The sequence below is a fragment of the Streptomyces sp. NPDC050856 genome (assembly GCF_040653855.1).
Taxonomy (GTDB): domain Bacteria; phylum Actinomycetota; class Actinomycetes; order Streptomycetales; family Streptomycetaceae; genus Streptomyces.
On record NZ_JBFAGV010000048.1, the window covers coordinates 1 to 23,032 of the forward strand.

The 23,032-nt window shown below is 73.3% G+C and carries 20 protein-coding genes; 11 read left to right on the forward strand and 9 right to left on the reverse strand.

The features are described 5' to 3' along the window. Positions 1 to 54 precede the first annotated feature (54 nt). The 3 genes from AB0H53_RS27870 to AB0H53_RS27880 form a co-directional block, all read right to left on the reverse strand. Positions 55 to 750 (reverse strand): hypothetical protein, encoded by a 696-nt coding sequence (locus AB0H53_RS27870; protein WP_362119026.1) that lies wholly within the window; start codon positions 748 to 750, stop codon positions 55 to 57. Positions 751 to 855: 105 nt separating this feature from the next. Further along, on the reverse strand, positions 856 to 2,358 hold the full coding sequence (gene miaB / locus AB0H53_RS27875; protein ID WP_362119029.1) for a tRNA (N6-isopentenyl adenosine(37)-C2)-methylthiotransferase MiaB: 1,503 nt from the start codon (positions 2,356 to 2,358) through the stop codon (positions 856 to 858). 42 nt (positions 2,359 to 2,400) lie between these two features. Next, entirely contained in the window at positions 2,401 to 2,538 is a 138-nt protein-coding gene (locus tag AB0H53_RS27880) for a hypothetical protein (RefSeq protein ID WP_362119032.1), read from the reverse strand. A gap of 211 nt (positions 2,539 to 2,749) precedes the next feature. Here AB0H53_RS27880 and AB0H53_RS27885 point away from each other — a divergent pair, with 211 nt between their 5' ends. Continuing rightward, entirely contained in the window at positions 2,750 to 3,748 is a 999-nt protein-coding gene (locus tag AB0H53_RS27885; RefSeq protein WP_362119035.1) for a TAXI family TRAP transporter solute-binding subunit, read from the forward strand. On the opposite strand, the gene AB0H53_RS27890 is transcribed toward AB0H53_RS27885, so the two are convergent. Both AB0H53_RS27890 and AB0H53_RS27895 read right to left on the reverse strand, forming a co-directional pair. Continuing rightward, positions 3,738 to 5,177 carry a HAMP domain-containing sensor histidine kinase gene (locus tag AB0H53_RS27890; RefSeq protein ID WP_362119038.1) on the reverse strand — a complete coding sequence of 480 codons (1,440 nt, stop codon included), beginning with the start codon at positions 5,175 to 5,177 and terminating at the stop codon, positions 3,738 to 3,740. The two genes, AB0H53_RS27885 and AB0H53_RS27890, sit on opposite strands and share 11 nt — an antisense overlap. Before the next feature lie 19 nt (positions 5,178 to 5,196). Further along, positions 5,197 to 5,919, reverse strand: coding sequence for a response regulator transcription factor (locus AB0H53_RS27895; RefSeq protein ID WP_362119041.1), 723 nt, complete (start codon positions 5,917 to 5,919; stop codon positions 5,197 to 5,199). A gap of 250 nt (positions 5,920 to 6,169) precedes the next feature. Between AB0H53_RS27895 and AB0H53_RS27900 the strand changes: the two genes are divergently transcribed. The 9 genes from AB0H53_RS27900 (at position 6,170) to AB0H53_RS27940 (ending at position 13,826) form a co-directional block, all read left to right on the forward strand. After that, positions 6,170 to 6,955, forward strand: coding sequence for an amino acid ABC transporter ATP-binding protein (locus AB0H53_RS27900; RefSeq protein ID WP_362119044.1), 786 nt, complete (start codon positions 6,170 to 6,172; stop codon positions 6,953 to 6,955). 157 nt (positions 6,956 to 7,112) lie between these two features. After that, complete coding sequence (locus tag AB0H53_RS27905) at positions 7,113 to 8,033, forward strand: glutamate ABC transporter substrate-binding protein (RefSeq protein ID WP_362119047.1); 921 nt, start codon at positions 7,113 to 7,115, stop codon at positions 8,031 to 8,033. Positions 8,034 to 8,137: 104 nt separating this feature from the next. After that, entirely contained in the window at positions 8,138 to 8,785 is a 648-nt protein-coding gene (locus tag AB0H53_RS27910; protein WP_362119050.1) for an amino acid ABC transporter permease, read from the forward strand. Then, positions 8,782 to 9,768: an amino acid ABC transporter permease gene (locus AB0H53_RS27915; protein WP_362119053.1), complete on the forward strand. Its 987-nt coding sequence runs from the start codon at positions 8,782 to 8,784 to the stop codon at positions 9,766 to 9,768. The genes AB0H53_RS27910 and AB0H53_RS27915 overlap by 4 nt, the downstream gene beginning before the upstream one ends. 191 nt (positions 9,769 to 9,959) lie before the next feature. Continuing rightward, the gene (locus AB0H53_RS27920) at positions 9,960 to 11,750 is read left to right on the forward strand and encodes an FAD-dependent monooxygenase (protein ID WP_362119056.1); all 1,791 of its coding nucleotides are present in this window, start codon (positions 9,960 to 9,962) and stop codon (positions 11,748 to 11,750) included. Between the two features lie 287 nt (positions 11,751 to 12,037). Further along, positions 12,038 to 12,124: a putative leader peptide gene (locus tag AB0H53_RS27925; RefSeq protein WP_311605579.1), complete on the forward strand. Its 87-nt coding sequence runs from the start codon at positions 12,038 to 12,040 to the stop codon at positions 12,122 to 12,124. 122 nt (positions 12,125 to 12,246) lie between these two features. Next, positions 12,247 to 12,831, forward strand: coding sequence for a cysteine dioxygenase (locus tag AB0H53_RS27930; protein ID WP_362119059.1), 585 nt, complete (start codon positions 12,247 to 12,249; stop codon positions 12,829 to 12,831). Then, positions 12,828 to 13,232, forward strand: a complete 405-nt coding sequence (locus AB0H53_RS27935) for a rhodanese-like domain-containing protein (protein ID WP_362119062.1) — start codon at positions 12,828 to 12,830, stop codon at positions 13,230 to 13,232. The genes AB0H53_RS27930 and AB0H53_RS27935 overlap by 4 nt, the downstream gene beginning before the upstream one ends. 102 nt (positions 13,233 to 13,334) lie before the next feature. Continuing rightward, positions 13,335 to 13,826, forward strand: coding sequence for a hemerythrin domain-containing protein (locus tag AB0H53_RS27940; protein ID WP_362119065.1), 492 nt, complete (start codon positions 13,335 to 13,337; stop codon positions 13,824 to 13,826). A gap of 442 nt (positions 13,827 to 14,268) precedes the next feature. Here AB0H53_RS27940 and recX read toward each other — a convergent pair whose 3' ends face one another. From recX to AB0H53_RS27960, 4 genes are all read right to left on the reverse strand, one after another. After that, entirely contained in the window at positions 14,269 to 14,838 is a 570-nt protein-coding gene (gene recX, locus AB0H53_RS27945; RefSeq protein WP_362119068.1) for a recombination regulator RecX, read from the reverse strand. A gap of 3 nt (positions 14,839 to 14,841) precedes the next feature. After that, positions 14,842 to 15,987, reverse strand: a complete 1,146-nt coding sequence (recA, locus tag AB0H53_RS27950; RefSeq protein ID WP_362119071.1) for a recombinase RecA — start codon at positions 15,985 to 15,987, stop codon at positions 14,842 to 14,844. Positions 15,988 to 16,302: 315 nt separating this feature from the next. Next, the gene (locus AB0H53_RS27955) at positions 16,303 to 17,439 is read right to left on the reverse strand and encodes an AI-2E family transporter (protein ID WP_362119074.1); all 1,137 of its coding nucleotides are present in this window, start codon (positions 17,437 to 17,439) and stop codon (positions 16,303 to 16,305) included. 372 nt (positions 17,440 to 17,811) lie between these two features. Continuing rightward, positions 17,812 to 18,006: a DUF3046 domain-containing protein gene (locus AB0H53_RS27960; protein WP_362119077.1), complete on the reverse strand. Its 195-nt coding sequence runs from the start codon at positions 18,004 to 18,006 to the stop codon at positions 17,812 to 17,814. Positions 18,007 to 18,408: 402 nt separating this feature from the next. On the opposite strand from AB0H53_RS27960, the gene AB0H53_RS27965 reads away from it, so the two are divergent. Continuing rightward, a complete protein-coding gene (locus AB0H53_RS27965; protein ID WP_362119080.1) occupies positions 18,409 to 23,028 on the forward strand; it encodes an ATP-dependent helicase in 4,620 nt (1,539 codons plus the stop codon). Positions 23,029 to 23,032 lie beyond the last annotated feature (4 nt).

Genomic DNA, 23,032 nt, shown 5'->3' on the forward strand with positions numbered 1-23,032 from the left:
CCAGGCCCATGGCGGCGACACGGGCGTACGGGAGGGCGGAAGTCCGCTTCTTGCTCATGGGGCGCGATCCTCAGCCATGTGACGGCTCCCGGTCAGCCCCGCCAGCCCCGCGTCCTCGGCCGCGCCGGCCAGGACCTGCCAGGGGGCGCGGCCGGCCGCCTTCAGCTCACGGGCCAGCCGCTCGTCCAGCGCCGCCAGGGCGCCCGTGTCCGCCGCGCCCAGGGCGCGGGCCGCGGCGGCGTCGAAACCGGCGGCCCGCTCGTCCAGGTAGCCCGGCGCCTTGAGGGTGCGGCAGGCGCTGCCGTCGCCCAGCACCAGCAGGGCCACCCGCCCGGCCCGGGCGGCCAGCTCGCGGCCCGCCTCGGCGCACCGGGCCGGGGCCAGCGCCTCGGCGACGGCGAGCCCCTCGGCCGGCGCGTCGGCCCAGCGGGCGCGGGCCAGCAGCCAGGCACCCACGGCGAGCGAGGGGGGCAGCGGCCGGTCACCGGCGTCACCCGCCCCCAACCGCACCCGGAGATCGACGCCGAACCCGCTGAAGTCCCCCACCGAGCCCGCCGGGTAGCGCTCCGGTGCGTCGACCGCGTCGCCGCCGGGACCGACGACGAACAGCCGGTCCGGCCGGGACGCGGCGAGCACGCCCACCGCGTCGGCGCACGCGGTGCGCGCGGCCCGGAGCTCGGGCGCGGCACCGGCGGCGACATCGGGGACCAGGAGCGGGGGGCAGGGGCAGACGGCCGCGGCGACAAGCATGATCCGCAGCGTAGCCGCTGTGATCACCGGCCAGCCGGGCGGCGCGTACCGGCCCGCCGCCGGGGCGGGCCCCCGGTGCGGAGGGGAGGGCGGGCGGGGGCCGGGTCAGCCGACCGGGCAGCCGCCGCCGACCGGCGGCAACGGCGCCGGGACGCCCACCTGGGGCAGGCCCAGCATGACGCCCGGCTGCTGCGCCGGCGGAGCCATGGTGCGCTTCTCCCAGGCGTCGCCCGCGCGGGTGCGGCGCACCCGGGTCGTCGGCCCCTCGGCCAGCAGGTGGTGCGGGGCCGCGTAGGTGATGCCGACGGTGACCACGTCACCCGGGCGCACGTCCTCGTCCGGCTTGGTGAAGTGCACCAGGCGGTTGTCCGGCGCGCGGCCGGACAGGCGGTGGGTGGCGCCGTCCTTGCGGCCCTCACCCTCGGCGACCATGACCTCCAGCGTCCGGCCGACCTGCTTCTTGTTCTCCGCCCAGGAGATCTCCTCCTGGAGGGCGACCAGGCGCTCGTAGCGCGCCTGCACGACCTCCTTGGGGATCTGGTCCGCCATCTCCGCCGCCGGCGTCCCGGGGCGCTTGGAGTACTGGAAGGTGAAGGCGTTGGCGAAGCGGGCCTCGCGCACGGTGTGCATGGTCTGCTCGAAGTCCTCCTCGGTCTCGCCGGGGAAGCCCACGATGATGTCGGTGGAGATGGCCGCGTGCGGAATCGCGGCGCGCACCTTCTCGATGATGCCGAGGAAGCGCTCCTGCCGGTACGAGCGGCGCATCGCCTTGAGGACCCTGTCCGAACCGGACTGCAGGGGCATGTGCAGCTGCGGCATCACGTTCGGCGTCTCGGCCATGGCCGCGATGACGTCGTCGGTGAAGTCGCGCGGGTGCGGGGAGGTGAAGCGGACGCGCTCCAGGCCCTCGATCCCCCCGCAGGCGCGCAGCAGCTTGGAGAACGCCTCCCGGTCGCCGATGTCGGAGCCGTAGGCGTTGACGTTCTGGCCGAGCAGGGTGATCTCGGAGACGCCCTCGCCGACCAGCGCCTCGATCTCGGCGAGGATGTCGCCGGGACGGCGGTCCTTCTCCTTGCCGCGCAGCGCCGGGACGATGCAGAAGGTGCAGGTGTTGTTGCAGCCGACGGAGATGGAGACCCACGCCGCGTACGCGGACTCCCGCCGGGTCGGCAGCGTCGAGGGGAACGCCTCCAGGGACTCGGCGATCTCGATCTGCGCCTCCTCCTGGACACGGGCGCGCTCCAGGAGCACCGGCAGCTTGCCGATGTTGTGCGTACCGAAGACGACGTCCACCCACGGCGCCTTGCGCACGATGGTGTCGCGGTCCTTCTGCGCCAGGCAGCCGCCGACGGCGATCTGCATGCCCGGCCGCCTTGTCTTCATCGGGGCGAGCCGGCCGAGGTTGCCGTACAGCTTGTTGTCGGCGTTCTCGCGCACCGCGCAGGTGTTGAACACCACGACATCGGCGTCACCGTCGGCGCCCTCGGGCGCGCGTACGTATCCGGCGTCCTCCAGCAGGCCGGAGAGCCGCTCGGAGTCGTGGACGTTCATCTGGCACCCGTAGGTGCGGATCTCGTAGCTGCGGTGGGAGGTGTCCTGCGCGGTCATGCCACAAGGGTAGGCGGTGGCCGGGACAGCTCCGGACCCAGATCACCCGGGATCGGTGTCGGGCGCCTCGTACGTCCTGGTCCAGGCGGCGCCGCAGCGGCAGCGGTAGTGCTCGACCAGTCGGCCGTCCTCGGAGACGCCCAGGCCCTGCTGGACGCGGACGTGCACATGCGTACTCATGGCGCTTCCCCCTCATGGACCGATACGCCCCATAGTGGCCACATGTCCGCCGTACGTACATGACCCGGGTCACATACGCCGGCGCCGGGCGGCGAGGGGCACGCGGACCCCGGCGGGGCGGGGCCTGACGGGGCGGGCGCCGTGGCCGCACCGCGCGCCCGGCCCCGGAGGGGGCCTGGTCAGGAAGCGGACCGGCTGGCAGGATCGCGCCATGTTTCCGGCCGCCCCGACCCGCGTCAGCAGCCGCGTCCTCCGGGGCGCGGTCGCGGCCCTGGCCGCGCTGGGCCTGCTCCTGTGGTGGCTGCTGCCGCTCGGGGAGACCGCGCCGCGCGGGAAGGTCACCTTCAGCACCGGCGTACCGACCGGGGTCTACCAGCGCTACGGCGAGCTGCTCCGGGGCGCCCTGGGGCGCGACCTCCCGGACGTGGCGATAACCCTGCGCAACAGCGAGGGTTCCCAGCAGAACCTGGCCAGGGTCGCGTCCGGCCAGGCCGACTTCACCGTCGCCACGGCCGACGCGGTCGCCACGTACATCGGCTCCGGCAGGGCGGGCGCGGACCGGCTGCGCGGCTGCGCGCGGCTGTACGACGACTACGTGCAGCTCGTCGTGCCGAAGGCCTCGAAGGTGCGCTCCACCGGCGATCTGCGCGGACTCCGGGTGGGCGTGGGGCAGGAGGGTTCGGGCGTACGGCTGGTCGCCGACCGGCTGCTGCGGGCGGCCGGGCTGGACACGGACCGGGACGTCGTCCCGGTGTCGGCGGGCATCGACACCATGCCGCGCCTGCTGGAGCGGAGCCGGCTGGACGCCTTCTTCTGGTCGGGCGGCCTGCCCACCAGTGCCGTGCTCAAGCTCTCGCAGCGTTTCCCGGTCCGGCTGGTGCCACTGGAGGCCGGTCTGGTGGACCGGCTGCACCGGCCGGCCGGCCCCAGCCGGTTCTACCGCTCCGCCGTGATCCCCGCCGACGCGTACGCCCGGGCCACGGAGGGCCGGCCGGTGGAGACGGTCGCGGTGGCGAACCTGCTGGTGACCACCGACCGCATGGACGCGGCCCTCACCGAGGGCTTCACCCGCACGGTGATCAGGAGCCGGGACCGGATAGGCCGCGAGGTGCACCCGGCGCAGCTCGTGGACCTGCGCACCGCGATCTACACCCATCCGCTGCCGCTGCACGAGGGGGCGCGCCGCTACTACCGCTCGGTCAAGCCGTAGGGCCGTGGCCCGGGTCTCCGCCCGGCCGGGCGCCGGCCGGCTCGGGAGCGGTGCGGGGGACGGTCACCACGACCCGCAGGCCGTGGGGATCGTGGTGGCCGAAGGTGAGGGAGCCGCCGCCCGCCGCGAGCAGGGCGCGGCAGATGGACAGGCCCAGGCCCGAGCCCTTGACGTTCTGGTGGCGGTTGCTGCGCCAGAAGCGGTCGCCCACCCGGGCCAGTTCCTCGTCGGTCAGGCCGGGGCCCCGGTCGGTGATCACGATGGTGGAGGTGACGCCGTCGGCGGAGACGGTGACGGTGACCTCCTGGCCGGCGGGGGTGAACTTCAGGGCGTTGTCGATCACGGCGTCCAGCGCGCTGGACAGGGCGACCGGGTCGGCCCAGGCCGTCACCGCGGCGTCGCAGCCGGTCAGCCGTACGCCCTTCTCCTCGGCGAGCGGGCGCCAGGCCGCCACCCGCTCGGCGGCGAGCTGCCCGATGTCGGTGATCCGCAGGTCCGCGGCGGCGTGCTCGGCCAGCGCCAGGTCCAGCAGGTCGTCCAGCACCCGGGCCAGGCGCTTGCCCTCCGTGCGCACGGAGGCGATCTCCTCGTTGCCCGGCGGCAGTTCGAGCGCGAGGAGCTCGATGCGCAGCAGCAGGGCGGAGAGCGGGTTGCGCAGTTGGTGCGAGGCGTCGGCGACGAAGGCGCGCTGCTGCTCCAGCACCTCCTCGACGTTGTCCGCCATCTCGTTGAAGGACCGGGCCAGGCGCCTCAGTTCGGGCGGCCCGCCGGCGGCCGCGACCCGCGAGTTCAGCCGCCCGGTCGCGATGTCGTGGGTGGCCGCGTCGAGGACGCGTACCGGCTTGAGCACCCATCCGGTCAGGCGGAACGCCGCGCCGACGGCGAGCAGCATCGCCGCCGACTCGCCCGCCACGATGAGCAGCCAGCCGTGCAGGATGCGGGAGCGCAGCTGACCGGTCGGCGAGTCGGTGACCACGACGGCGACCACGTCGCCGTCCCGCACGACCGGTGAGGCGACCGCGAGCCGCGCGCCGCGCTGCCAGGGCAGGACCTGCGGCGGGTCGTGGCTGCGGCGGCCCAGCAGAGCCTCGCGGAAGGCCCGGCGGGGTTCCCCCTCGGCCGGGACGTCCCAGTCCCTGGGGGCGCGGGCCATGGCGGTGCCGTCGCGGTGGAAGACGCCGACATCGATGCCGTACACGTCGTGGTAGCGGGCGAGCTCGTCCTCCAGGATGGACTTGCGCTCGTTGATGCCGGGGCCGCGCTCGGTGACGAACTGGGCGAGCGCCGCGAAGCGCGCGGTGTCGTCGATCCGGTCGACGACCACGGTCTGCTGCCGCGCGGCGGCGAGGCTGCCGGCGAGCGGGAAGCCGAGCGCGAGCAGCACGCCCGCCATGAGGACGATGAGGAGGGGGAGGAGGCGGGTGCGCACCGGAGGGGGCGGGCGTCCGTCAGGCGGCCGGGGCGACCAGGCGGTAGCCCACGCCCCGTACGGTCTCGATGAGGGCGGGCATCCGCAGCTTGGCGCGCAGGGACGCCACGTGCACCTCCAGGGTGCGTCCGGTGCCCTCCCAGCTCGTGCGCCACACCTCGCTGATGATCTGCTCGCGGCGGAAGACGACGCCGGGCCGCTGGGCGAGCAGGGCGAGCAGGTCGAACTCCTTGCGGGTGAGCTGGACCGGCGTACCGTCCACGCTGACCCGGCGGGTGGGGAGTTCGATGACGACCGGGCCGAGGAGCAGGGGCGCGGCGACGGGGACGGGGCCGGTCCCGGTCGTGGCCTCGTCGCCCTCGGTGCCCGCGGAGCGCCGGCTGACGGCGTGGATGCGGGCGAGCAGTTCACCGGTGTCGTAGGGCTTGACCACGTAGTCGTCGGCGCCGAGGTTGAGCCCGTGGATCCGGGAGCGGACGTCGGCCCGCGCGGTCACCATGATCACCGGGGTGGTGGTGAGCTTCCGGATCCTCCCGCACACCTGGTAGCCGTCCTGGTCGGGCAGGCCGAGGTCCAGCAGTACGACGCCGAAGGGTGCCCGGCCGAGGTGCCCGGCGGGCAGCACGGCCTGGAGGGCCTCCTCGCCGTTGCGGGCGTGCGTGACGTCGAAGCCGTGCTTCTTGAGGATCGCGGACAGGGCGGCGGCGACGTGATCGTCGTCCTCGACGAGCAGCAGTCTCATGGCCCCCCTCCGAAAGGTGCGATCGCTTTGGTTACCAGGGCATGAACGCCGATGTCCGCCGCAGCAGTCAAGTGGCTTCCCGGTGCGGAAAGCTTTCCGTTATGCACCCGGTACGCGCGGTGCGCTCCGTTCACGGCGCGTGTCCGGGCGAAGCCGGATCGTTATGCTCAATTTCAGCTCAGATGTAATGACGCTGGTCGAACCGCGTGTCTAAGGTCCTCCCAACCGAGGAGGACGGAGCAAGAAGCCGATGAGCGGAGTGTCAGTGACCAAGGGCGCGGAGGACGCCGTACCGACGGCGGGCGACCTGGTCGTGCTGAGCAACGTCAACAAGCACTTCGGCGCGCTGCATGTGCTCCAGGACATCGACCTGACCATCGCCCGTGGCGAGGTCGTGGTCGTCATCGGGCCGTCCGGGTCCGGCAAGTCCACGCTGTGCCGCACCATCAACCGTCTGGAGACGATCGACTCGGGCAGCATCACCATCGACGGCAAGCCGCTTCCCCAGGAGGGCAAGGAGCTCGCCCGGCTGCGCGCCGACGTCGGCATGGTCTTCCAGTCGTTCAACCTCTTCGCGCACAAGACGGTGCTGGAGAACGTCATGCTGGGCCAGGTCAAGGTCCGCAAGGCGGAGAAGAAGGCGGCCGAGGAGAAGGCCCGCGCCCTGCTGGACCGGGTGGGTGTGGGCACGCAGGCCGACAAGTACCCGGCGCAGCTCTCCGGTGGCCAGCAGCAGCGCGTGGCCATCGCGCGGGCGCTGGCGATGGACCCCAAGGTCATGCTCTTCGACGAGCCCACGTCGGCGCTCGACCCCGAGATGATCAACGAAGTCCTGGAGGTCATGCAGCAGCTGGCGCGCGACGGGATGACGATGGTCGTCGTCACCCACGAGATGGGCTTCGCCCGCTCGGCCGCCAACCGCGTGGTCTTCATGGCGGACGGCCGGATCGTGGAGGAGGCGACGCCGGACCGGTTCTTCAGCGCCCCGCGCAGCGACCGGGCCAAGGACTTCCTGTCGAAGATCCTGCACCACTGACGACCGGGCGGCCCGCGGAGACGCCGGCGGCAGAGCCGCCGACGATCACTGGACGTTCGCGCACGGTCATCGATGTACACCGACACCCATCGGCGTCCATCACCGGCCACCGACGATCACTGACGACCAACGAACCACGACTTAAGGGATGTTCACCATGAAGCTCCGCAAGTCGGCCGCTGTGGCCGTTGCTGTGCTGGCACTGTCCGCGACCGCCTGTGGGGGCAAGGAGGGCTCCGCCGGTGACAAGCCGGGCGGCGTGCAGCCCGGCGCGTCGAACGCGCCGAGCCTTCCGAAGTACATCGTCGCCACGGATGTGAAGGTGGACTCGCCGACCCTCAAGGCGGCGCAGAAGCGCGGCAAGCTGATCGTCGGTTCCAAGGCGGACCAGCCCTACCTCGGCTTCGAGGACCAGGCGACCAAGAAGCGCTCCGGCTTCGACATCGAGATCGCCAAGATGATCGCCGCCGACCTGGGCTTCACCGAGAACCAGATCGAGTGGAAGACGGTCGACTCCAGCACCCGTGAGACGGCCATCTCCTCGGGCCAGGTCGACTACTACGTCGGTACCTACACGATCAACGACAAGCGCAAGCAGCAGGTCGGCTTCGCCGGCCCGTACTACAAGGCCGGCGCCGCGCTCCTGGTCCGCAAGGACGAGACCGCGATCACCGGTCCGGACACCCTCAAGGGCAAGAACGTCTGCTCCATCAAGGGCTCCACCCCGCTGCAGGAGATCAAGAACCCGAAGTACGGCGCGAAGACCACCGAGCTGGCCAAGTACTCGGACTGCGTGCAGCAGCTGCTCACCAAGCAGGTCGACGCCGTCACCACCGACGACTCGATCCTCAAGGGCTACGCGGCCGCCAACTCCGGCAAGCTCAAGGTGGTCGGCGAGCCGTTCACCGAGGAGCCCTACGGCATCGGCATGAACAAGGACGACAAGGCCCTGCGTGAGGCGGTCAACAAGTCGCTGGAAACGCACGTCAAGGACGGCACGTACAAGAAGATCTACGACGCCACCCTGGGCCTGTCCGGCTCCCCCTACACCGCGCCGCCGGCGATCACCCGCTACTGACGGACCCGCCCGCACCACCGAAGCGCCCCGTACCCGCGCGTACGGGGCGCTGAGTCCCTTGCCCTTACGCACCGTTAGCCGCTGACCGCCGACGCGGAGACCTCATGAACGTACTGCTCGACTATTTCCCAGAGTTCCGTGAAGGCTTCATAGGAACCGTGTCGATCACCGCCGTCAGCACGGTCATCGCGCTGATCCTCGGCATCGTCATCGCCGGCTTCCGGGTCTCCCCGGTCCCGCCACTGCGCCTCTTCGGCACCGTGTGGGTCACCCTGCTGCGCAACACGCCGCTCACGCTGCTCTTCCTGGTCTCCTTCTTCGTGATCCCGGAGATCCTGTTCCCGGGGATGAGTCCCTTCGTGCTCGGTGCGCTCGCGCTCGGGTTCTACACCTCCTCCTTCATCAGCGAGGCCATCCGCTCCGGCATCAACACGGTGCCGCTCGGCCAGGCCGAGGCGGCCCGCTCGCTCGGCATGACCTTCACGCAGACGCTCCGGCTGATCGTGCTGCCGCAGGCCACCCGCTCCGTGCTGCCGCCGCTGAGCTCGATCTTCATCGCGCTCACCAAGAACTCGGCCATCGCGGGCGCCTTCAGCGTCACCGAGCTCTTCGGCTGGCAGAAGCTGCTCAGCGAGGAGGGGTACGGCATCGTCCCCATCTTCATCTGGGTGTCCCTCGCCTACCTGGTCGTCACCTTCGCCATCAGTGGCGTCTTCCGACTGCTTGAGCGCCGACTGGAGGTCGCCCGATGAGCGCCAGCGTTCTCTACGACGCACCCGGCCCCAAGGCCGTCGTACGCAACCGGATCTACGCCGTCGTCGGCTCCCTCGCCATCCTGGCGCTGATCGCGATCAGCGTCGTGCGGCTGAGCGAGAAGGGGCACCTCGCCCCCGCGATGTGGGACATCTTCAACTACGCCGGCATCCGGCAGAACATCGCCGACGCCGTCCTGGCCACCCTCAAGGCGTTCGGCATCGCGGCGGTCGGCTCGCTCCTGCTCGGTGTGGTCCTGGCCGTCGGCCGGCTCTCCGACCACAAGCCGGTCCGGTGGCTGGCCACCGCCTTCATCGAGCTGTTCCGCTCCATCCCGCTGCTGATCACCATCTACGCCGTGTGGGTCGGCTTCCTCACCGACAACTCGATGTGGGCGCTGGCGATCGGCCTGTCGATCTACAACGGCTGCGTCCAGGCCGAGGTGCTGCGCGCCGGCATCAACTCCGTGCCCAAGGGGCAGCGCGAGGCGGCGTACGCGCTCGGCATGAGCAAGACCCAGGTCATGACCACGGTGCTGATGCCGCAGGCCGTCCGGGCGATGCTGCCGACGATCATCAGCCAGCTGGTGGTGACGCTCAAGGACACCTCGCTCGGCTTCATCATCCTGTACCCCGAGTTGCTCCAGACGGCTCGCCTGATCGCCTCCAACACCCAGGTCAACGGCCAGTACCCGTACGTCTCGACGATCGTGGTCATCGGTGCCATCTACGTCGCCATGTGCCTGGCCCTGTCCGCCCTGGCGACCTGGATCGAGAAGCGCGGACGCCGCGCGAAGACCGGCATCGCGGTGGCGTCCGCCGCCGAGCCGAACGCGACGTCCAACGTGCTCGGTGACGCGGCCGGGAGCACGGTGGCGCTCGGCGCCTTCGTCGCCGGCGACGGTTCCGGCGGTGCCGGGGACGGCGGCGCCGGCGGCAGTGGCACCGGTGGTGGCGGTGGCACCGGCGGATCGGGGAACTGACGGTATGTGACATCATCCGGGTGTCTTGCGTGTCGTACGGGGCAGTGGCGGTCGCGCCGCTGCCCCTGTCGCTTGACGGAGGCACCAGCAGTGGGTTGCATACGTTCTGTGATCGCGCACCGGGCCCCAGCCGCTCCTCACCGAGTTTCCCCTGCTCACCGCAGGGCCGTACGGGACTCAGGAGTCACGCTGTGGACCCGGTGATCGTGGTCGGCGCCGGGCCCGTGGGACTCGCGCTCTCCCTCGCCCTCGCCGCGCACGGTGTGCCGTCCGTGGTGCTGGACGAGGGCGCCGGCAAGGAGGAGCCCCGGGCGGCGAGGACGGCGGTGCTGCGCCCGGACACCGCGGCGTTCGTGGAGCGGCTCGGCTGCGGCGCCGCGCTGCGGGACGAGGGCGCGCGCTGGGCGGGCTGGCGGTCGCTGCGGCGCAAGCAGGTGACGCGGCACGTCCGGTTCTCCGGGGCCGGTGACACCGGAGCCGTTGGCATCGGAGCCGTTGGCATCGGAGCCGGGGGCTCCGGCGTCGGGGGTCCCGGGGCCGAGCATGGCGGGGCCGGGGAGCTGCCCGGGTCGGTGCACTTCCCCGACCACGGGCAGGGGGACACCGGAGCCGGCGAGACCGCTACCGGGGACGGGGCCGCCGAATACGGGACGGGGCCCTCACCACTGCACATTCCCCAGCACGCCCTCACCCGCGCCCTGCGGGACGCCATCGCGGCGCTCCCGGCCGGGGACCTGGTGCGCGTGGTGACGCACAGCCGCCTCGACGCGCTCGAACAGGACGCGGACGGAGTGTCGGCACACGCGCGGGGCCCGGAATCGACGTGGTGGCGCGGCAGTCACCTGGTCGGCTGCGACGGGGCCCGGTCCACCGTGCGCAAACTGCTCGACGTGCGTTTCCCCGGCCGTACGGCGGTGGAACGGCACGCCGTCGCCGCCCTGCGCGCGGACCTCCCGTGGCCGGGCGAGGGCGTGTCGCACCGTCAGCCACCGTGGCGCGGCGGGGGCGGGGAGATCACGGCCCGGCCGCTGCCCGACCGGGCCTGGCGGCTGGACTGGCTGCTGCCGCCCCGCGGGGAACTCGTGACACCCGACGCCCTGGTGGCCCGGATCCGCGAGACGCTGGCCGGCTGGTGCGGCGAGACACCCCCGTACGACCTGATCGACACCGGCGTCTACACACTGCACCACCGGCTGGCCAAGCGGTGGCGGGTGGGCCGGGCCTTCCTCGCCGGGGACGCCGCCCACCTGCTGGGCGCGCTGGGCACACAGGCGTTGGACGAGGGGCTGCGGGACGTGGACAACCTGGCCTGGAAACTGGCGCTCGCCTGGCACCAGGGAGCGTCCGAGACGCTGCTCGACAGCTACCAGGACGAGCGGCGCACGGCGGTCGCGGCCCGGCTGCGGGCCGCCGACCAGTCCCTGCCGGTGCTCCGGGGCGGCGGCGGACTGCGTACGTACCTGCGGGGCGGCGGGCACGACGCCCTGCTGACGGACGGGCACCTGGGGCGCGGCCCGCTCGGCGCGCCTCCCTCCCACCACCACTCCCCCCTCTCGCCTCCGTACACCGAGGCGCACACCGGCGTCGGTACACCCCTGGGCGGACCGGTCGCGGACGTGCGGGTGACGGCGACGGACGGCACGACCACACGGCTGCGCGAGCGGCTGGGGCGGGGGCGGCTCCTGATCGTGCTGGTCGCGCCCGGCACGGGGGTGTGGGACCAGCGGCACTGGATGACCGCGGGCGTGATGCCCCGGCTGGCCGCGGCGGTGGAGGGGCTGCCGGTCGCCGGTGAACTGCTCGTCACGGAGACCTATCCGGGGGCGGCCGCGCACACCGTACTGCTGGTGCGGCCCGACGGGCACCTGGCGGCGGCGTTCGCGGGCGTACGGCCGGCGGAACTGTTCGCGGCGGCCGACGCCGTACGGGGCGGGGAGCCCGTGGCGGCGGTGCGCGGCGAGCGGACGGCCGACGTGAACTGACCGCCGGCCGGTCGCCGGCCGACGGTCGCGGTCGCCGGTGGCGGGTCGCCGTGGGCCGGTGGTGGGTGGCGGTCGCCGGTGGCGGGTCGCCGTGGGCCGGTGGCCGGTGGTGGGTGGTCGGGTCACCACGGGCCGGTCGATCGCTGCCCCTCGGCCGGTGGTCGCTGGGCCGGTCGCGGGTGGTCGGGGGTCACCGTGGGCCGGTCGCCGGTGGTCGGTGGCGGGGCGCTGTCGGGCGGCTCGGCGGTGGATTGACCGGCGCGGACGTCCATGGTCTACTCCCGATCATGACCGACACCGATGTGCGCCTGTGGCGGAGGGTCCATATGGACCTGGTCCGTTACGCGGGCTGCGTGTGTCGCCCGTCCTGCTGAACTCGCCCTTTCCCACGCCGCGCTACCAGTGGCCGTTTCCCTCGGCCCTGCGCCTGCACCGCCCTTCACGGTGCGTCCGCGTGCGTGTTCTCCGCGACTCCAGGACCTCAGGACGGTTACCCATGTCCCTGCCCGCCCCTTTCCCCTCCCCCGCCTCGCCCTCGCCCTCATCCTCGCCCTCGTCGGCCCCGGCCCCGCGTACCGCTGGGACGGGCGGACCCACTCTCGCCCAGCTCCACGACTTCGTCCGTCGTACCGCCGCCGACGCCCGGCTGATCGCTTCTCTTCCGCTCGACCCCGAGGGGCGGACCTGGGTGCGGCTGGACGGCCCCCGGGGCAGCGAGGCCTGGCTCATCGGCTGGCCACCGGGCACCGGAACCGGGTGGCACGACCACGCCGAGTCACTCGGCGCGTTCGCCACCGCGCGTGGTGCCCTGAGGGAGAACTCCCTGTCCGTGCGGTTGCCGGCGGGCGGCTGGCGCACCCTCGAACTGACCGACGACGTCGACCGGTCGCGCACCCTGCGCGCCGGGCAGGCCAGGGCGTTCGGCCGGCACCATGTGCACGAGGTGCTCAATGAGTCGGCGGGCGAGCACGCCGTGTCGGTGCACGCCTACCACCCCCCGCTGCCGCTGATCCGGCGCTTCAGCCGCACCGGCCCGGTGCTGCGGCTGGAGCAGGTCGAACGACCGGAGGACTGGAGTTGAGCGGCAAGCCGATCGGCATCGACGAGTTGCTGGAGCGGGTCCGGGGAGGGCTGGACCGCGTCGGCCCCCGGGAGGCGTTCGCGGCGGCCGAGGCGGGCGACGCGCTGCTGGTGGACATCCGGTACGCGGCGTTGCGCGAGCGGGACGGCCTGATTCCCGGAGCCCTCGTCGTGGAGCGCAACGAACTGGAGTGGCGGCTGGATCCCCGGGGCAGTCACCGGCTGCCCGAGGCGACCGGCCACGACGTGCGCGCCGTGGTGATCTGCAACGAGGGGTACGCGTCGTCCCTCGCGGCGGAGTCCCTGCGCCGGCTCGGGCTGCACCGCGCGACCGACCTGGTCGGCGGCTTCCAGGCCTGGCGGGCCGACGGGCTGCCGGTACTCCCCCCGCCGAGGCCGTGAGGCGGACGGGGGACCGGAGGATTCACCGGGCCGGTCCGGGAAATGCGAGGGAGGGGACGCCGCCGGTCATGGGCGGCGCCCGTCGCAGAGGAAGGACCGCGCATGGCCACCGAGCAGGACGTTGTGGAACTGATCCTGGCCGACCATCGGACGATGGAGGATCTGTTCCGGGAGATGCGGGACGTCGAGGGAGACCGCGAGGGCGCCTTGAAGACCTTCGCGGATCTGCTGATCGCGCACGCCGAGGCGGAGGAGGCGGAGGTGTACCCCGCCCTCAAGCGGTTCCGGAACATCGAGAGCGGCGAAGTGGAGCACGGCGTCGAGGAGCACACCGAGGCGAACGAGGCGCTCCTCGCACTGCTGGAGGTCGATGAGATCGGCTCGGATGAGTGGGACGAGAAGCTGGAGAAGCTGGTGGAGTCGGTGAACCACCACGCGCACGAGGAGGAGGCCACGATCCTCAACGGCGCCCGCGAGAACGTACCGGCGGAGCGCCGTGCCGAGCTCGCCGCCGCCTTCGCGGCGGAGCGGGAACGCCAGCTCAAGGCCGGCTGCGGTGATCCGGAGAACATCCGCCGGCTGCTGAAGTCCTGAAGGGGCGAGGTTGTCCGGGGTCCGCAGCGGCCGGTCCGGGGCCAGGAGCGACGCGGCCCCGGAGTCCTGAAGCCCCTCGGACTCCTCCAGCCCCGGACCTGGCGGCGGGCCGCCCGCTTTCCCCTTCCGGTGGGCGGCCCGTGCCCCGCTTTCTCCATGGTCCGGTCCGAGCGCCGGTAGCGCCGTGCGCTCGGCGGTCGCCCGAGCTGGGCGGTCGCCCGAGCTTGGCGGTCGCCCGAGCTCGGTGGACGGGCGAGCTCGGTGGACGGGGCATCGGCGTCTCCCGAGCGTTCCCCTCCGGCGCTCATGGCAGCACACCCACCCCGCTCCCTCAGGGCGGTACCCGCGACAGCGGTGCCCGGTGAGCCGGACGGACCGCCGTCGGGAGCCCGGCGGCACGCCAACCCCTGACGGGGGCCGGCGCCCCGGCAGCCGGTGACGGTCAGAGGTCCCCGTACCCGAGGTCCTCCGTGTCCTCGCCCTCCTCCTCCAGCGCCTGCCGGACCACGCGCAGCGCCATGCCCTCGGGGTACCCCTTGCGGGCGAGCATTCCGGCCAGCCGGCGCAGCCGGCGGTCGCGGTCGAGACCTCGGGTGGACCGGAGCTTGCGGGCCACGAGCTCACGGGCGGTGGCCTCCTCCCGGTCGGAGTCGAGCTGCCCCACCGCCTCGTCGATCAGTGCCGGGTCCACCCCCTTGGTGCGCAGCTCGCGGGCGAGCGCGCGGCGGGCCAGGCCCCGGCCGTGGTGCCGGGACTCCACCCAGGCGCCCGCGAAGGCGGCGTCGTCGATCAGCCCGACGTCCTCGAAGCGGGAGAGGACCTCTTCGGCGACCTCGTCCGGGATCTCGCGTTTGCGCAGGGCGTCCGCCAGCTGTTGGCGGGTGCGCGGTGTGCCGGTGAGCAGGCGCAGGCAGATCGCCCGCGCCCGCTCAGCCGGTTCCTGGGGCGACAGCTCCTTCTCGGCCCTCGACGAGTCGGGGCTGTCGCCCGGCCATTCGGTGCGCCGAGCCACGGGTCAGCTCTTGGCCGCCGCGGTCTTGGTCGCCTTGGCGGCCTTCACCGCCGGAGCCGGGACCGACTTCGCCGCCTCGTCCGCGCCCGGGGCGCCCGCCGCGCCGGCCGCACCCGCGGCGTCCGTGCCCGGCTCGCCCGCCGGGGCCTCCGGGCGGACACCGACGCCCAGCTTCTCCTTGATCTTCTTCTCGATCTCGTTGGCGAGATCGGGGTTGTCCTTCAGGAAGTTCCGGGCGTTCTCCTTGCCCTGGCCGAGCTGGTCGCCCTCGTACGTGTACCAGGCGCCCGCCTTGCGGACGAAGCCGTGCTCGACGCCCATGTCGATCAGGCCGCCCTCACGGCTGATGCCCTGGCCGTAGAGGATGTCGAACTCGGCCTGCTTGAAGGGCGGCGCGACCTTGTTCTTGACGACCTTGCACCGGGTGCGGTTGCCGACCGCCTCCGTGCCGTCCTTGAGGGTCTCGATACGGCGGATGTCGATGCGCACCGAGGCGTAGAACTTCAGCGCGCGGCCACCGGTCGTGGTCTCCGGCGAGCCGAACATCACGCCGATCTTCTCGCGGAGCTGGTTGATGAAGATGGCCGTCGTCTTCGACTGGTTGAGCGCGCTGGTGATCTTCCGGAGCGCCTGGCTCATCAGCCGCGCCTGGAGGCCCACGTGCGAGTCGCCCATCTCGCCCTCGATCTCCGCACGCGGCACGAGCGCGGCGACGGAGTCGATGACGATCAGGTCGAGCGCGCCGGAGCGGACCAGCATGTCCACGATCTCCAGCGCCTGCTCACCGTTGTCCGGCTGCGACAGGATCAGGTTGTCGATGTCGACCCCGAGCTTCTTCGCGTACTCCGGGTCGAGGGCGTGCTCGGCGTCCACGAACGCCACCTGGCCGCCGGCCTTCTGCGCGTTGGCCACGGCGTGCAGGGTCAGGGTCGTCTTACCGGAGGACTCCGGCCCGTACACCTCCACCACACGGCCGCGCGGCAGGCCGCCGACGCCGAGCGCGACGTCGAGCGCGGTCGACCCGGTGGGGATGACCTCGATGGGCTCGTTCGGCCGCTCGCCCAGGCGCATCACCGCGCCCTTGCCGAATTGCCGTTCAATCTGTGCGAGCGCGGCGTCGAGCGCCTTCTCGCGGTCGGTTCCTGCCATGGGTTCCACCCGATTTGCTTGAGTCGATCGCTTCACGTCAATGACGCTAACCCCTGCCACTGACAATGGGCCCCGCCGTCCCTCCGGCCTGTGGACAACTCTGTGGAAAACACTGCGGCCGCCCCGGGATCCGGACCGGAGTCCCCATAAGAATGGATGTTCGAATTTACTGTCAAGCGAGCCGCGCCGCACCCGGCGCGCCGCCCATACCGGGGCAGCCCGGGCGCCCCGCGCCACCGGACGCCCCACGCCCCCGGACGGCCCTTCGGTGACCGGGCGGGGGCCCGTCGGCCCGCTCGGGCCCCGTCGGTCGGCTCAGGCCCCGTCGGCCGGCGGTGTCTGGTCGCGTTTGGCGCGCAGCGCCCGCTGTACCCGGGCCAGCACCATCTCGCCGTGCCGGCGGTGGCCGTGTACGCGCGGGTCCTCCGTCACGGTGTACCGCTTCACATAGGCACCGAGGAAGGCCTGCAGGGTGGCGACCGCCGGGATGGCGATCAGCGCGCCGACGGCGCCGAGCAGGGCGGTGCCGGCGACCACCGACCCGAACGCCACCGCCGGATGGATGTCGACGGTCCTGGCGGTCAGCTTCGGCTGGAGCACGTAGTTCTCGAACTGCTGGTACACCACGACGAACACCAGCACCCACAGGGCGTACCAGGGGTTCTCCGCGAAGGCGATCAGCATCGGCAGGGCGCCCGCCAGATACGTGCCGATGGTAGGCAGGAACTGGGAGACCAGGCCCACCCACACGGCGAGCGCGGGGGCGTACGACACTCCCAGACTCTCCAGCAGGACGTAGTGCGCGACGCCGGAGACCAGGGCCATCAGACCGCGCGAGTACAGGTAGCCGCCGGTCTTGTCGACGGCGATCTCCCAGGCCCGCAGCACCTCCGCCTGCTTGGCCGGCGGCAGGACGGAGCACAGGGCCCGCCTCAGCCGTGGTCCGTCGGCGGCGAAGTAGAACGAGAACAGGAAGATCGTCAGCAGCTTGAACAGCCCGCCGAGCACGGTCGCGGACACGTCCAGCACACCGCTCGCGCTGTTCTGGACGTACTTGCGCAGCCAGTCCGAACGCAGCAGGCTCTCCTGGACCTCGACCCGGGACAGCTCGGTCTGGAAGGTGTGGTTGATCCAGTTGATGAGGGAGTCGAGGTACTGGGGGAAGTCCTCCACCATCTCGACGATCTGGCCCGCCAGCATCGAGCCCAGCAGCACCACGAACCCGACACCCGCGACCAGGACGGCGAAGAAGACCAGGAAGGTGGCCAGGCCGCGGCGCATGCCACGGGCCGCCATCCGTCCCACGGCGGGCTCGACCGCCAGCGCCAGGAAGAAGGCGATCAGGATGTTGATCAGCAACCCGATGAGCTGGTGGAACGCCCAGCTGCCCAGCTGGAAGCAGGCGTAGAGGGCGAGGGCCAGCGCCATGGCCCGGGGCAGCCAGCGGGGCATACGGGCGGGGGCGGCACCACCGGGGAGCGGCGCGTCCGGGGGGTTGCCCGACCCGGCGGCCGACGGTCCTCCGTCCGGCTCTCCGGGCGGAGGCTCCGCGCTGCTCTGCCGGGGCACCCCGGCGGTGGCCGTCGAGCCCGGGGCCCCGCCCGGCGCCGCTCCGGCCTCCGGCCCGGCGGGCTCCTGGGCCGGTGGGACGTCCTGCGTGGCGGCGGCCCTCCGCGCCGGGGTCGCTTCTCCGGTCGCCGGCGCTGCCGCCGCGTCCCTCGGCGCCGATGCGTCGGCCGTCGTCTCGGTCTCGTCAGGTAGGGCCACGGAGCAAGTCTGGCGTACGGCTGCGACAACCGGCCGCCCGCCCCGTTGCTGATCGCCTCACCGCTTGTCGGCCGGGACGTCCACGGCCTCGCACACCGCCCGCCACACGTCCTTGGCCTCCCACCCCGCGTCCAGCGCCTCGCGCACCGTACGCCCGCCCAGCTCGGACATCACATGGTCCCGGGCGAAGGACTCGGCGTAGGCCGCTCCGAAGTGGTCCGCCATCCGCTCCCAGAAAATCGTCAACCGCATGCGCCCAGTATCCCGCTCAGGGGAGTGCGGCCCGGTCCGCGTGGGCTGACGGCCCGGGTGCCCGACCACGGCGGTTCGCTCCCCGCTTCCCGGGGCGGCGGCGCCGACGACGGAGCGTCGCTGGACCACCTCGCGGCCCAGCGGCAGGAGGACGGCGGTCGGCCGGCCGGTCACCCGGCGCCGGCGGGCGCCGGCCCCGGTCCCGCAGCCGCGGCCGATCGTGACTCTCGAAGCGCTCGCACCCCGCGGGCGTGCGGCGGCCCGGTCCGACCACCGGTCCGGAGCGGTCCGGAGCGGTCCGGGGCCGGGGGCCTGGCGCACGACGCCCGGAGCGGGCCGGGGGCCGGGCGGCGGCCATGTCCGGGACACCGGTTGTCAGTGGCCGGGTGCACGATGGGGGGCATGGCCAGGACTGCGCTCGACTCCTTCTCTCCCGCGACCCGGAGCTGGTTCACGGGGGCGTTCCGCGCGCCCACCGCCGCGCAGGAGGGCGCCTGGCGGGCCATCGAGGCGGGCTCCGACGTCCTCGTCGTCGCCCCGACCGGCTCGGGCAAGACGCTGGCGGCGTTCCTGGCGGCTCTGGACCGGCTCGCCTCCACCCCGCCGCCCGCGGACGCCAAGAAGCGCTGCCGGGTGCTGTACGTGTCCCCGCTCAAGGCGCTCGCCGTCGACGTGGAGCGCAACCTGCGCAGCCCGCTCACCGGCATCCGCCAGGAAGCGGTGCGGCTGGGACGGCCGGAGCCGGAGGTGCGGGTCGGGATCCGCTCGGGCGACACCCCGGCGGCCGAGCGCCGGTCGCTGGCGACCAGGCCACCGGACATCCTGATCACCACGCCCGAGTCGTTGTTCCTGATGCTCACCTCGTCCGCGCGGGACGCGCTGTCGGGCATCGAGACGGTGATCCTGGACGAGGTGCACGCGGTGGCGGGCACCAAGCGCGGGGCCCACCTGGCCGTGTCCCTGGAGCGGCTGGACGAGCTGCTGCCGCGCCCCGCCCGCCGCATCGGGCTGTCCGCGACCGTCCGTCCGGTGGACGAGGTCGCCCGCTATCTCTCGCCGCGGCGGAAGGTGGAGATCGTCCAGCCCCCCTCCGGCAAGGAGTTCGACCTGTCGGTCGTCGTCCCGGTGGAGGACCTGGCCGAGCTGGGCGCGTCCCCCGCCGCGGACGCGGGCGGCGCCGAGAAGCCGTCGATCTGGCCGCATGTCGAGGAGCGGATCGCCGACCTCGTCCAGGCACACCGTTCGACGATCGTCTTCGCCAACTCCCGGCGGCTGGCCGAACGGCTGTGCAACCGGCTCAACGAGATCGCCTACGAGCGGGCCACGGGCGAGGCCATGCCCGAGGACCACTCGCCGGCCGAGCTGATGGCCCAGTCCGGCGGGGCGAAGGGGGCCCCGCCACTGCTGGCCCGCGCCCACCACGGCTCGGTCTCCAAGGAACAGCGGGCCCTGGTGGAGGAGGACCTCAAGGCGGGCCGGCTGCCCGCCGTGGTCGCCACCTCCAGCCTGGAACTGGGCATCGACATGGGGGCGGTCGACCTGGTCGTCCAGGTCGAGTCACCGCCGTCCGTCGCCTCCGGCCTCCAGCGCGTGGGCCGGGCCGGCCACCAGGTGGGCGCGGTCTCCACCGGGGTCGTCTTCCCCAAGTACCGCGGTGACCTGGTCCAGGCGGCCGTGGTGACCGAGCGGATGCGCACCGGGTCGATCGAGGCGCTGCGGGTGCCCGCCAACCCGCTGGACGTGCTGGCCCAGCAGCTCGTCGCCATGGTGGCCCTGGACACCTGGCAGTTCGACGACCTGCTCACCGTGGTCCGGCGCGCCGCCCCGTTCGCCTCCCTGCCCGAGTCGGCGTTCACGGCCGTCCTCGACATGCTCGCCGGGCGCTACCCGTCCGACGCGTTCGCGGAGCTGCGTCCGCGCGTGGTGTGGGACCGGGTCGCCGGCACGGTCACCGGCCGACCCGGCGCGCAGCGCCTGGCGGTCACCTCCGGCGGCACGATCCCCGACCGAGGCCTGTTCGGGGTGTTCCTGGCCGGCGCCGACCCCAAGAAGGGCGGCGGCCGGGTCGGCGAGCTCGACGAGGAGATGGTGTACGAGTCGCGGGTCGGCGATGTCTTCACCCTCGGCACCTCGTCCTGGCGCATCGAGGACATCACCCGTGACCGGGTGCTGGTCTCCCCCGCTCCCGGCGTGCCGGGCCGACTGCCGTTCTGGAAGGGCGACCAACTGGGACGCCCGCTGGAGCTGGGCCGTGCGGTGGGCGCGTTCCTGCGCGAGGTCGGCTCGCTGAAGCCGGACGACGCGCGGCTGCGGCTGCTGGCGGCCGGGCTGGACGCGTGGGCGGCGGACAATGTGCTGGCGTACCTGGACGAGCAGCGCCGGGCCTGCGGCCACGTCCCGGACGACCGCACCATCCTGGTCGAGCGGTTCCGCGACGAGCTGGGCGACTGGCGGGTGGTGGTGCACTCCCCGTTCGGCGCGCAGGTGCACGCCCCCTGGGCGCTGGCGCTGGCCACCCGGCTCACCGAGCGGTACGGCATGGACGCCCAGGTCATGCACGCCGACGACGGAATCGTGCTGCGGCTGCCGGACGCCGACCTGATGGGGCTGGATCTGCTGGACCAGGACCCGGTGGCCCCCGGCCCGGAGTACGACAGCGAGCAGTCGCCGGTCGGGGCCGCCGATGTCGCCTTCGACAAGGGCGAGATCGAGCAGATCGTCACCGACCAGGTGGGCGGCTCGGCGCTGTTCGCGTCCCGGTTCCGCGAGTGCGCGGCCCGGGCCCTGCTGCTGCCGCGCCGCAGCCCGGGCAAGCGGACCCCGCTGTGGCAGCAGCGGCAGCGCGCCGCCCAGCTCCTCCAGGTGGCGAGCGAGTTCGGCTCCTTCCCCATCGTCCTGGAGGCCGTCCGCGAGTGCCTCCAGGACGTGTTCGACGTCCCCGGCCTGCGGGAGCTGATGGGTGACATCGAAGCGCGCCGGGTCCGGCTGGTCGAGGTCACCACCCCGGAGCCGTCCCCCTTCGCCCGCTCGCTGCTGTTCGGCTACGTGGCCCAGTTCCTGTACGAGGGCGACTCCCCGCTCGCCGAGCGGCGCGCGGCGGCCCTCTCCCTGGACTCGCGGCTGCTGGCCGAATTGCTGGGCCAGGCCGAGCTGCGGGAACTGCTGGACGCCGACGTCCTGACCGAGCTGGAGGGCGAACTCCAGTGGCTCGCCGAGGACCGGCGGATCAAGGACGTGGAGGGCGTGGCCGACGTCCTGCGCGTGCTGGGCCCGCTCACCGACGCCGAGCTGGCCGAGCGCGGCGCCGATCCGGCGTGGGCCGGGCAGCTCGCCGAGACCCGCCGCGCCATCCGGGTACGGATCGCGGGTGCCGACCACTGGGCGGCCGTCGAGGACGCGGGCCGGCTGCGCGACGCCCTGGGCACCGCCCTCCCGGTCGGCGTCCCCGAGGCGTTCACCGAGCCGGTCAAGGACCCCCTCGGCGACCTCCTCGCGCGGTACGCGCGGACGCACGGCCCGTTCACCTCCTCGCGCGCGGCGGCCCGGTTCGGCCTGGGCAGCGCCGTCACCGACGGCGCGCTGCAGCGGCTGGCCGCGAGCGGCCGGGTCGTCCAGGGCGAGTTCCACCCCTCGGGCATCGGCCAGGAGTGGTGCGACGCTGCGGTACTGCGCCGGCTGCGCCGCCGCTCCCTGGCCGCCCTGCGCCACGAGCTCGAGCCGGTCCCGCCGGCCGCGCTCGCGACCTTCCTGCCCCAGTGGCAGCACATGGCAGGCAGCAGCCTGCGCGGCATCGACGGGCTGGCCCGCGCGGTCGAGCAGTTGCAGGGCGCGCCCGTCCCCGCCTCCGCCCTGGAGAAGCTGATCCTGCCCTCCCGGGTGAGCGGCTACGGCCCCGCCATGCTCGACGAGCTCACCACCACCGGCGAGGTCCTGTGGGCCGGGGCGGGCGCGCTGCCCGGCAAGGACGGCTGGGTCTCCCTCTACCTCACCGACGCCGCTCCCCTGCTCCTGCCCCCGCCGCACCCGCTGGAGCTGACCGCGCTGCACGAGTCGGTGCTCACCGCCCTGTCCGGCGGGTACGGCCTGTTCTTCCGCCAGATCGCCGATCAGGTGCGGGCCACCACCCACCCGGAGGCCACCGACCCGCAGCTGGCCGACGCGCTGTGGGACCTGGCGTGGTCCGGCCGGCTCACCAACGACACCCTGGCGCCGCTGCGGGCGCTGCTCGGTTCCGGCCGCACGGCCGGCTCGACCGCGCACCGCGCCAGGCGGACCGTCCCGCGCGGCCGTTACGGCACGCTCACCGCCGCCGCCCGCCCCGCGTCCCGCTCCGGCCCGCCCACCGTCAGCGGCCGCTGGTCCCTGCTGCCGCCGCCCGAACCGGAACCGACCCACCGCGCCCACGCCCTGGCGCGCACGCTGCTGGACCGGCACGGCGTGGTCACCCGCGGCGCGGTCGCCGCCGAGGGCGTCGAGGGCGGCTTCGCGGCCACGTACCGCGTGCTGTCCGCCTTCGAGGACACCGGCCAGGCACGGCGTGGCTATGTCGTGGAGGGCCTGGGCGCCGCCCAGTTCGCCATGGACGGTGCCGTGGACCGGCTCCGCGCGGCGGCGACCGCCCGGGACCGGGCCGAGCCGTCCGCCGCTCCCCGCGCGCTGGTCCTGGCCGCCGCCGACCCCGCCAACGCGTACGGCGCCGCCCTGCCGTGGCCCGAGCCACCGGCCGGCGCCGGACACAAACCCGGCCGCAAGGCGGGCGCCCTGGTCGTCCTCGTCGACGGTGAGCTGACCCTCTACATGGAGCGCGGCGGCAAGACCCTGCTGTCCTGGCCGGCCGAACCCGACGACCCCGCCCTCCTGGCGGCGGCCGGCGCCCTGGCGGCGGCGGCCCGCGCGGGTTCCCTTGGCACCGTGACCGTGGAGCGGATCAACGGCGCCGCGGCCCTGACGTCGCCGCTGTCGCGCTGCCTGGAGACGGCCGGGTTCCATGCCACCCCCCGTGGCCTGCGCCTGCGCGCATAGCACC

Bases quoted from the DNA above. Each gene is read 5' to 3' on its own strand.
- AB0H53_RS27905 (WP_362119047.1), top strand. From the start codon at position 7,113: ATGAAGCTCCGCAAGTCGGCCGCTGTGGCCGTTGCTGTGCTGGCACTG.
- AB0H53_RS27960 (WP_362119077.1), bottom strand. From the start codon at position 18,006: ATGCGGTTGACGATTTTCTGGGAGCGGATGGCGGACCACTTCGGAGCG.
- AB0H53_RS27930 (WP_362119059.1), top strand. From the start codon at position 12,247: ATGTCCCTGCCCGCCCCTTTCCCCTCCCCCGCCTCGCCCTCGCCCTCA.
- AB0H53_RS27880 (WP_362119032.1), bottom strand. From the start codon at position 2,538: ATGAGTACGCATGTGCACGTCCGCGTCCAGCAGGGCCTGGGCGTCTCC.
- AB0H53_RS27885 (WP_362119035.1), top strand. From the start codon at position 2,750: ATGTTTCCGGCCGCCCCGACCCGCGTCAGCAGCCGCGTCCTCCGGGGC.
- AB0H53_RS27895 (WP_362119041.1), bottom strand. From the start codon at position 5,919: ATGAGACTGCTGCTCGTCGAGGACGACGATCACGTCGCCGCCGCCCTG.
- AB0H53_RS27915 (WP_362119053.1), top strand. From the start codon at position 8,782: ATGAGCGCCAGCGTTCTCTACGACGCACCCGGCCCCAAGGCCGTCGTA.
- AB0H53_RS27925 (WP_311605579.1), top strand. From the start codon at position 12,038: ATGACCGACACCGATGTGCGCCTGTGGCGGAGGGTCCATATGGACCTG.
- AB0H53_RS27900 (WP_362119044.1), top strand. From the start codon at position 6,170: ATGAGCGGAGTGTCAGTGACCAAGGGCGCGGAGGACGCCGTACCGACG.
- AB0H53_RS27965 (WP_362119080.1), top strand. From the start codon at position 18,409: ATGGCCAGGACTGCGCTCGACTCCTTCTCTCCCGCGACCCGGAGCTGG.
- AB0H53_RS27910 (WP_362119050.1), top strand. From the start codon at position 8,138: ATGAACGTACTGCTCGACTATTTCCCAGAGTTCCGTGAAGGCTTCATA.
- recA (WP_362119071.1), bottom strand. From the start codon at position 15,987: ATGGCAGGAACCGACCGCGAGAAGGCGCTCGACGCCGCGCTCGCACAG.
- miaB (WP_362119029.1), bottom strand. From the start codon at position 2,358: ATGACCGCGCAGGACACCTCCCACCGCAGCTACGAGATCCGCACCTAC.
- AB0H53_RS27870 (WP_362119026.1), bottom strand. From the start codon at position 750: ATGCTTGTCGCCGCGGCCGTCTGCCCCTGCCCCCCGCTCCTGGTCCCC.
- AB0H53_RS27940 (WP_362119065.1), top strand. From the start codon at position 13,335: ATGGCCACCGAGCAGGACGTTGTGGAACTGATCCTGGCCGACCATCGG.
- AB0H53_RS27955 (WP_362119074.1), bottom strand. From the start codon at position 17,439: ATGCCCCGCTGGCTGCCCCGGGCCATGGCGCTGGCCCTCGCCCTCTAC.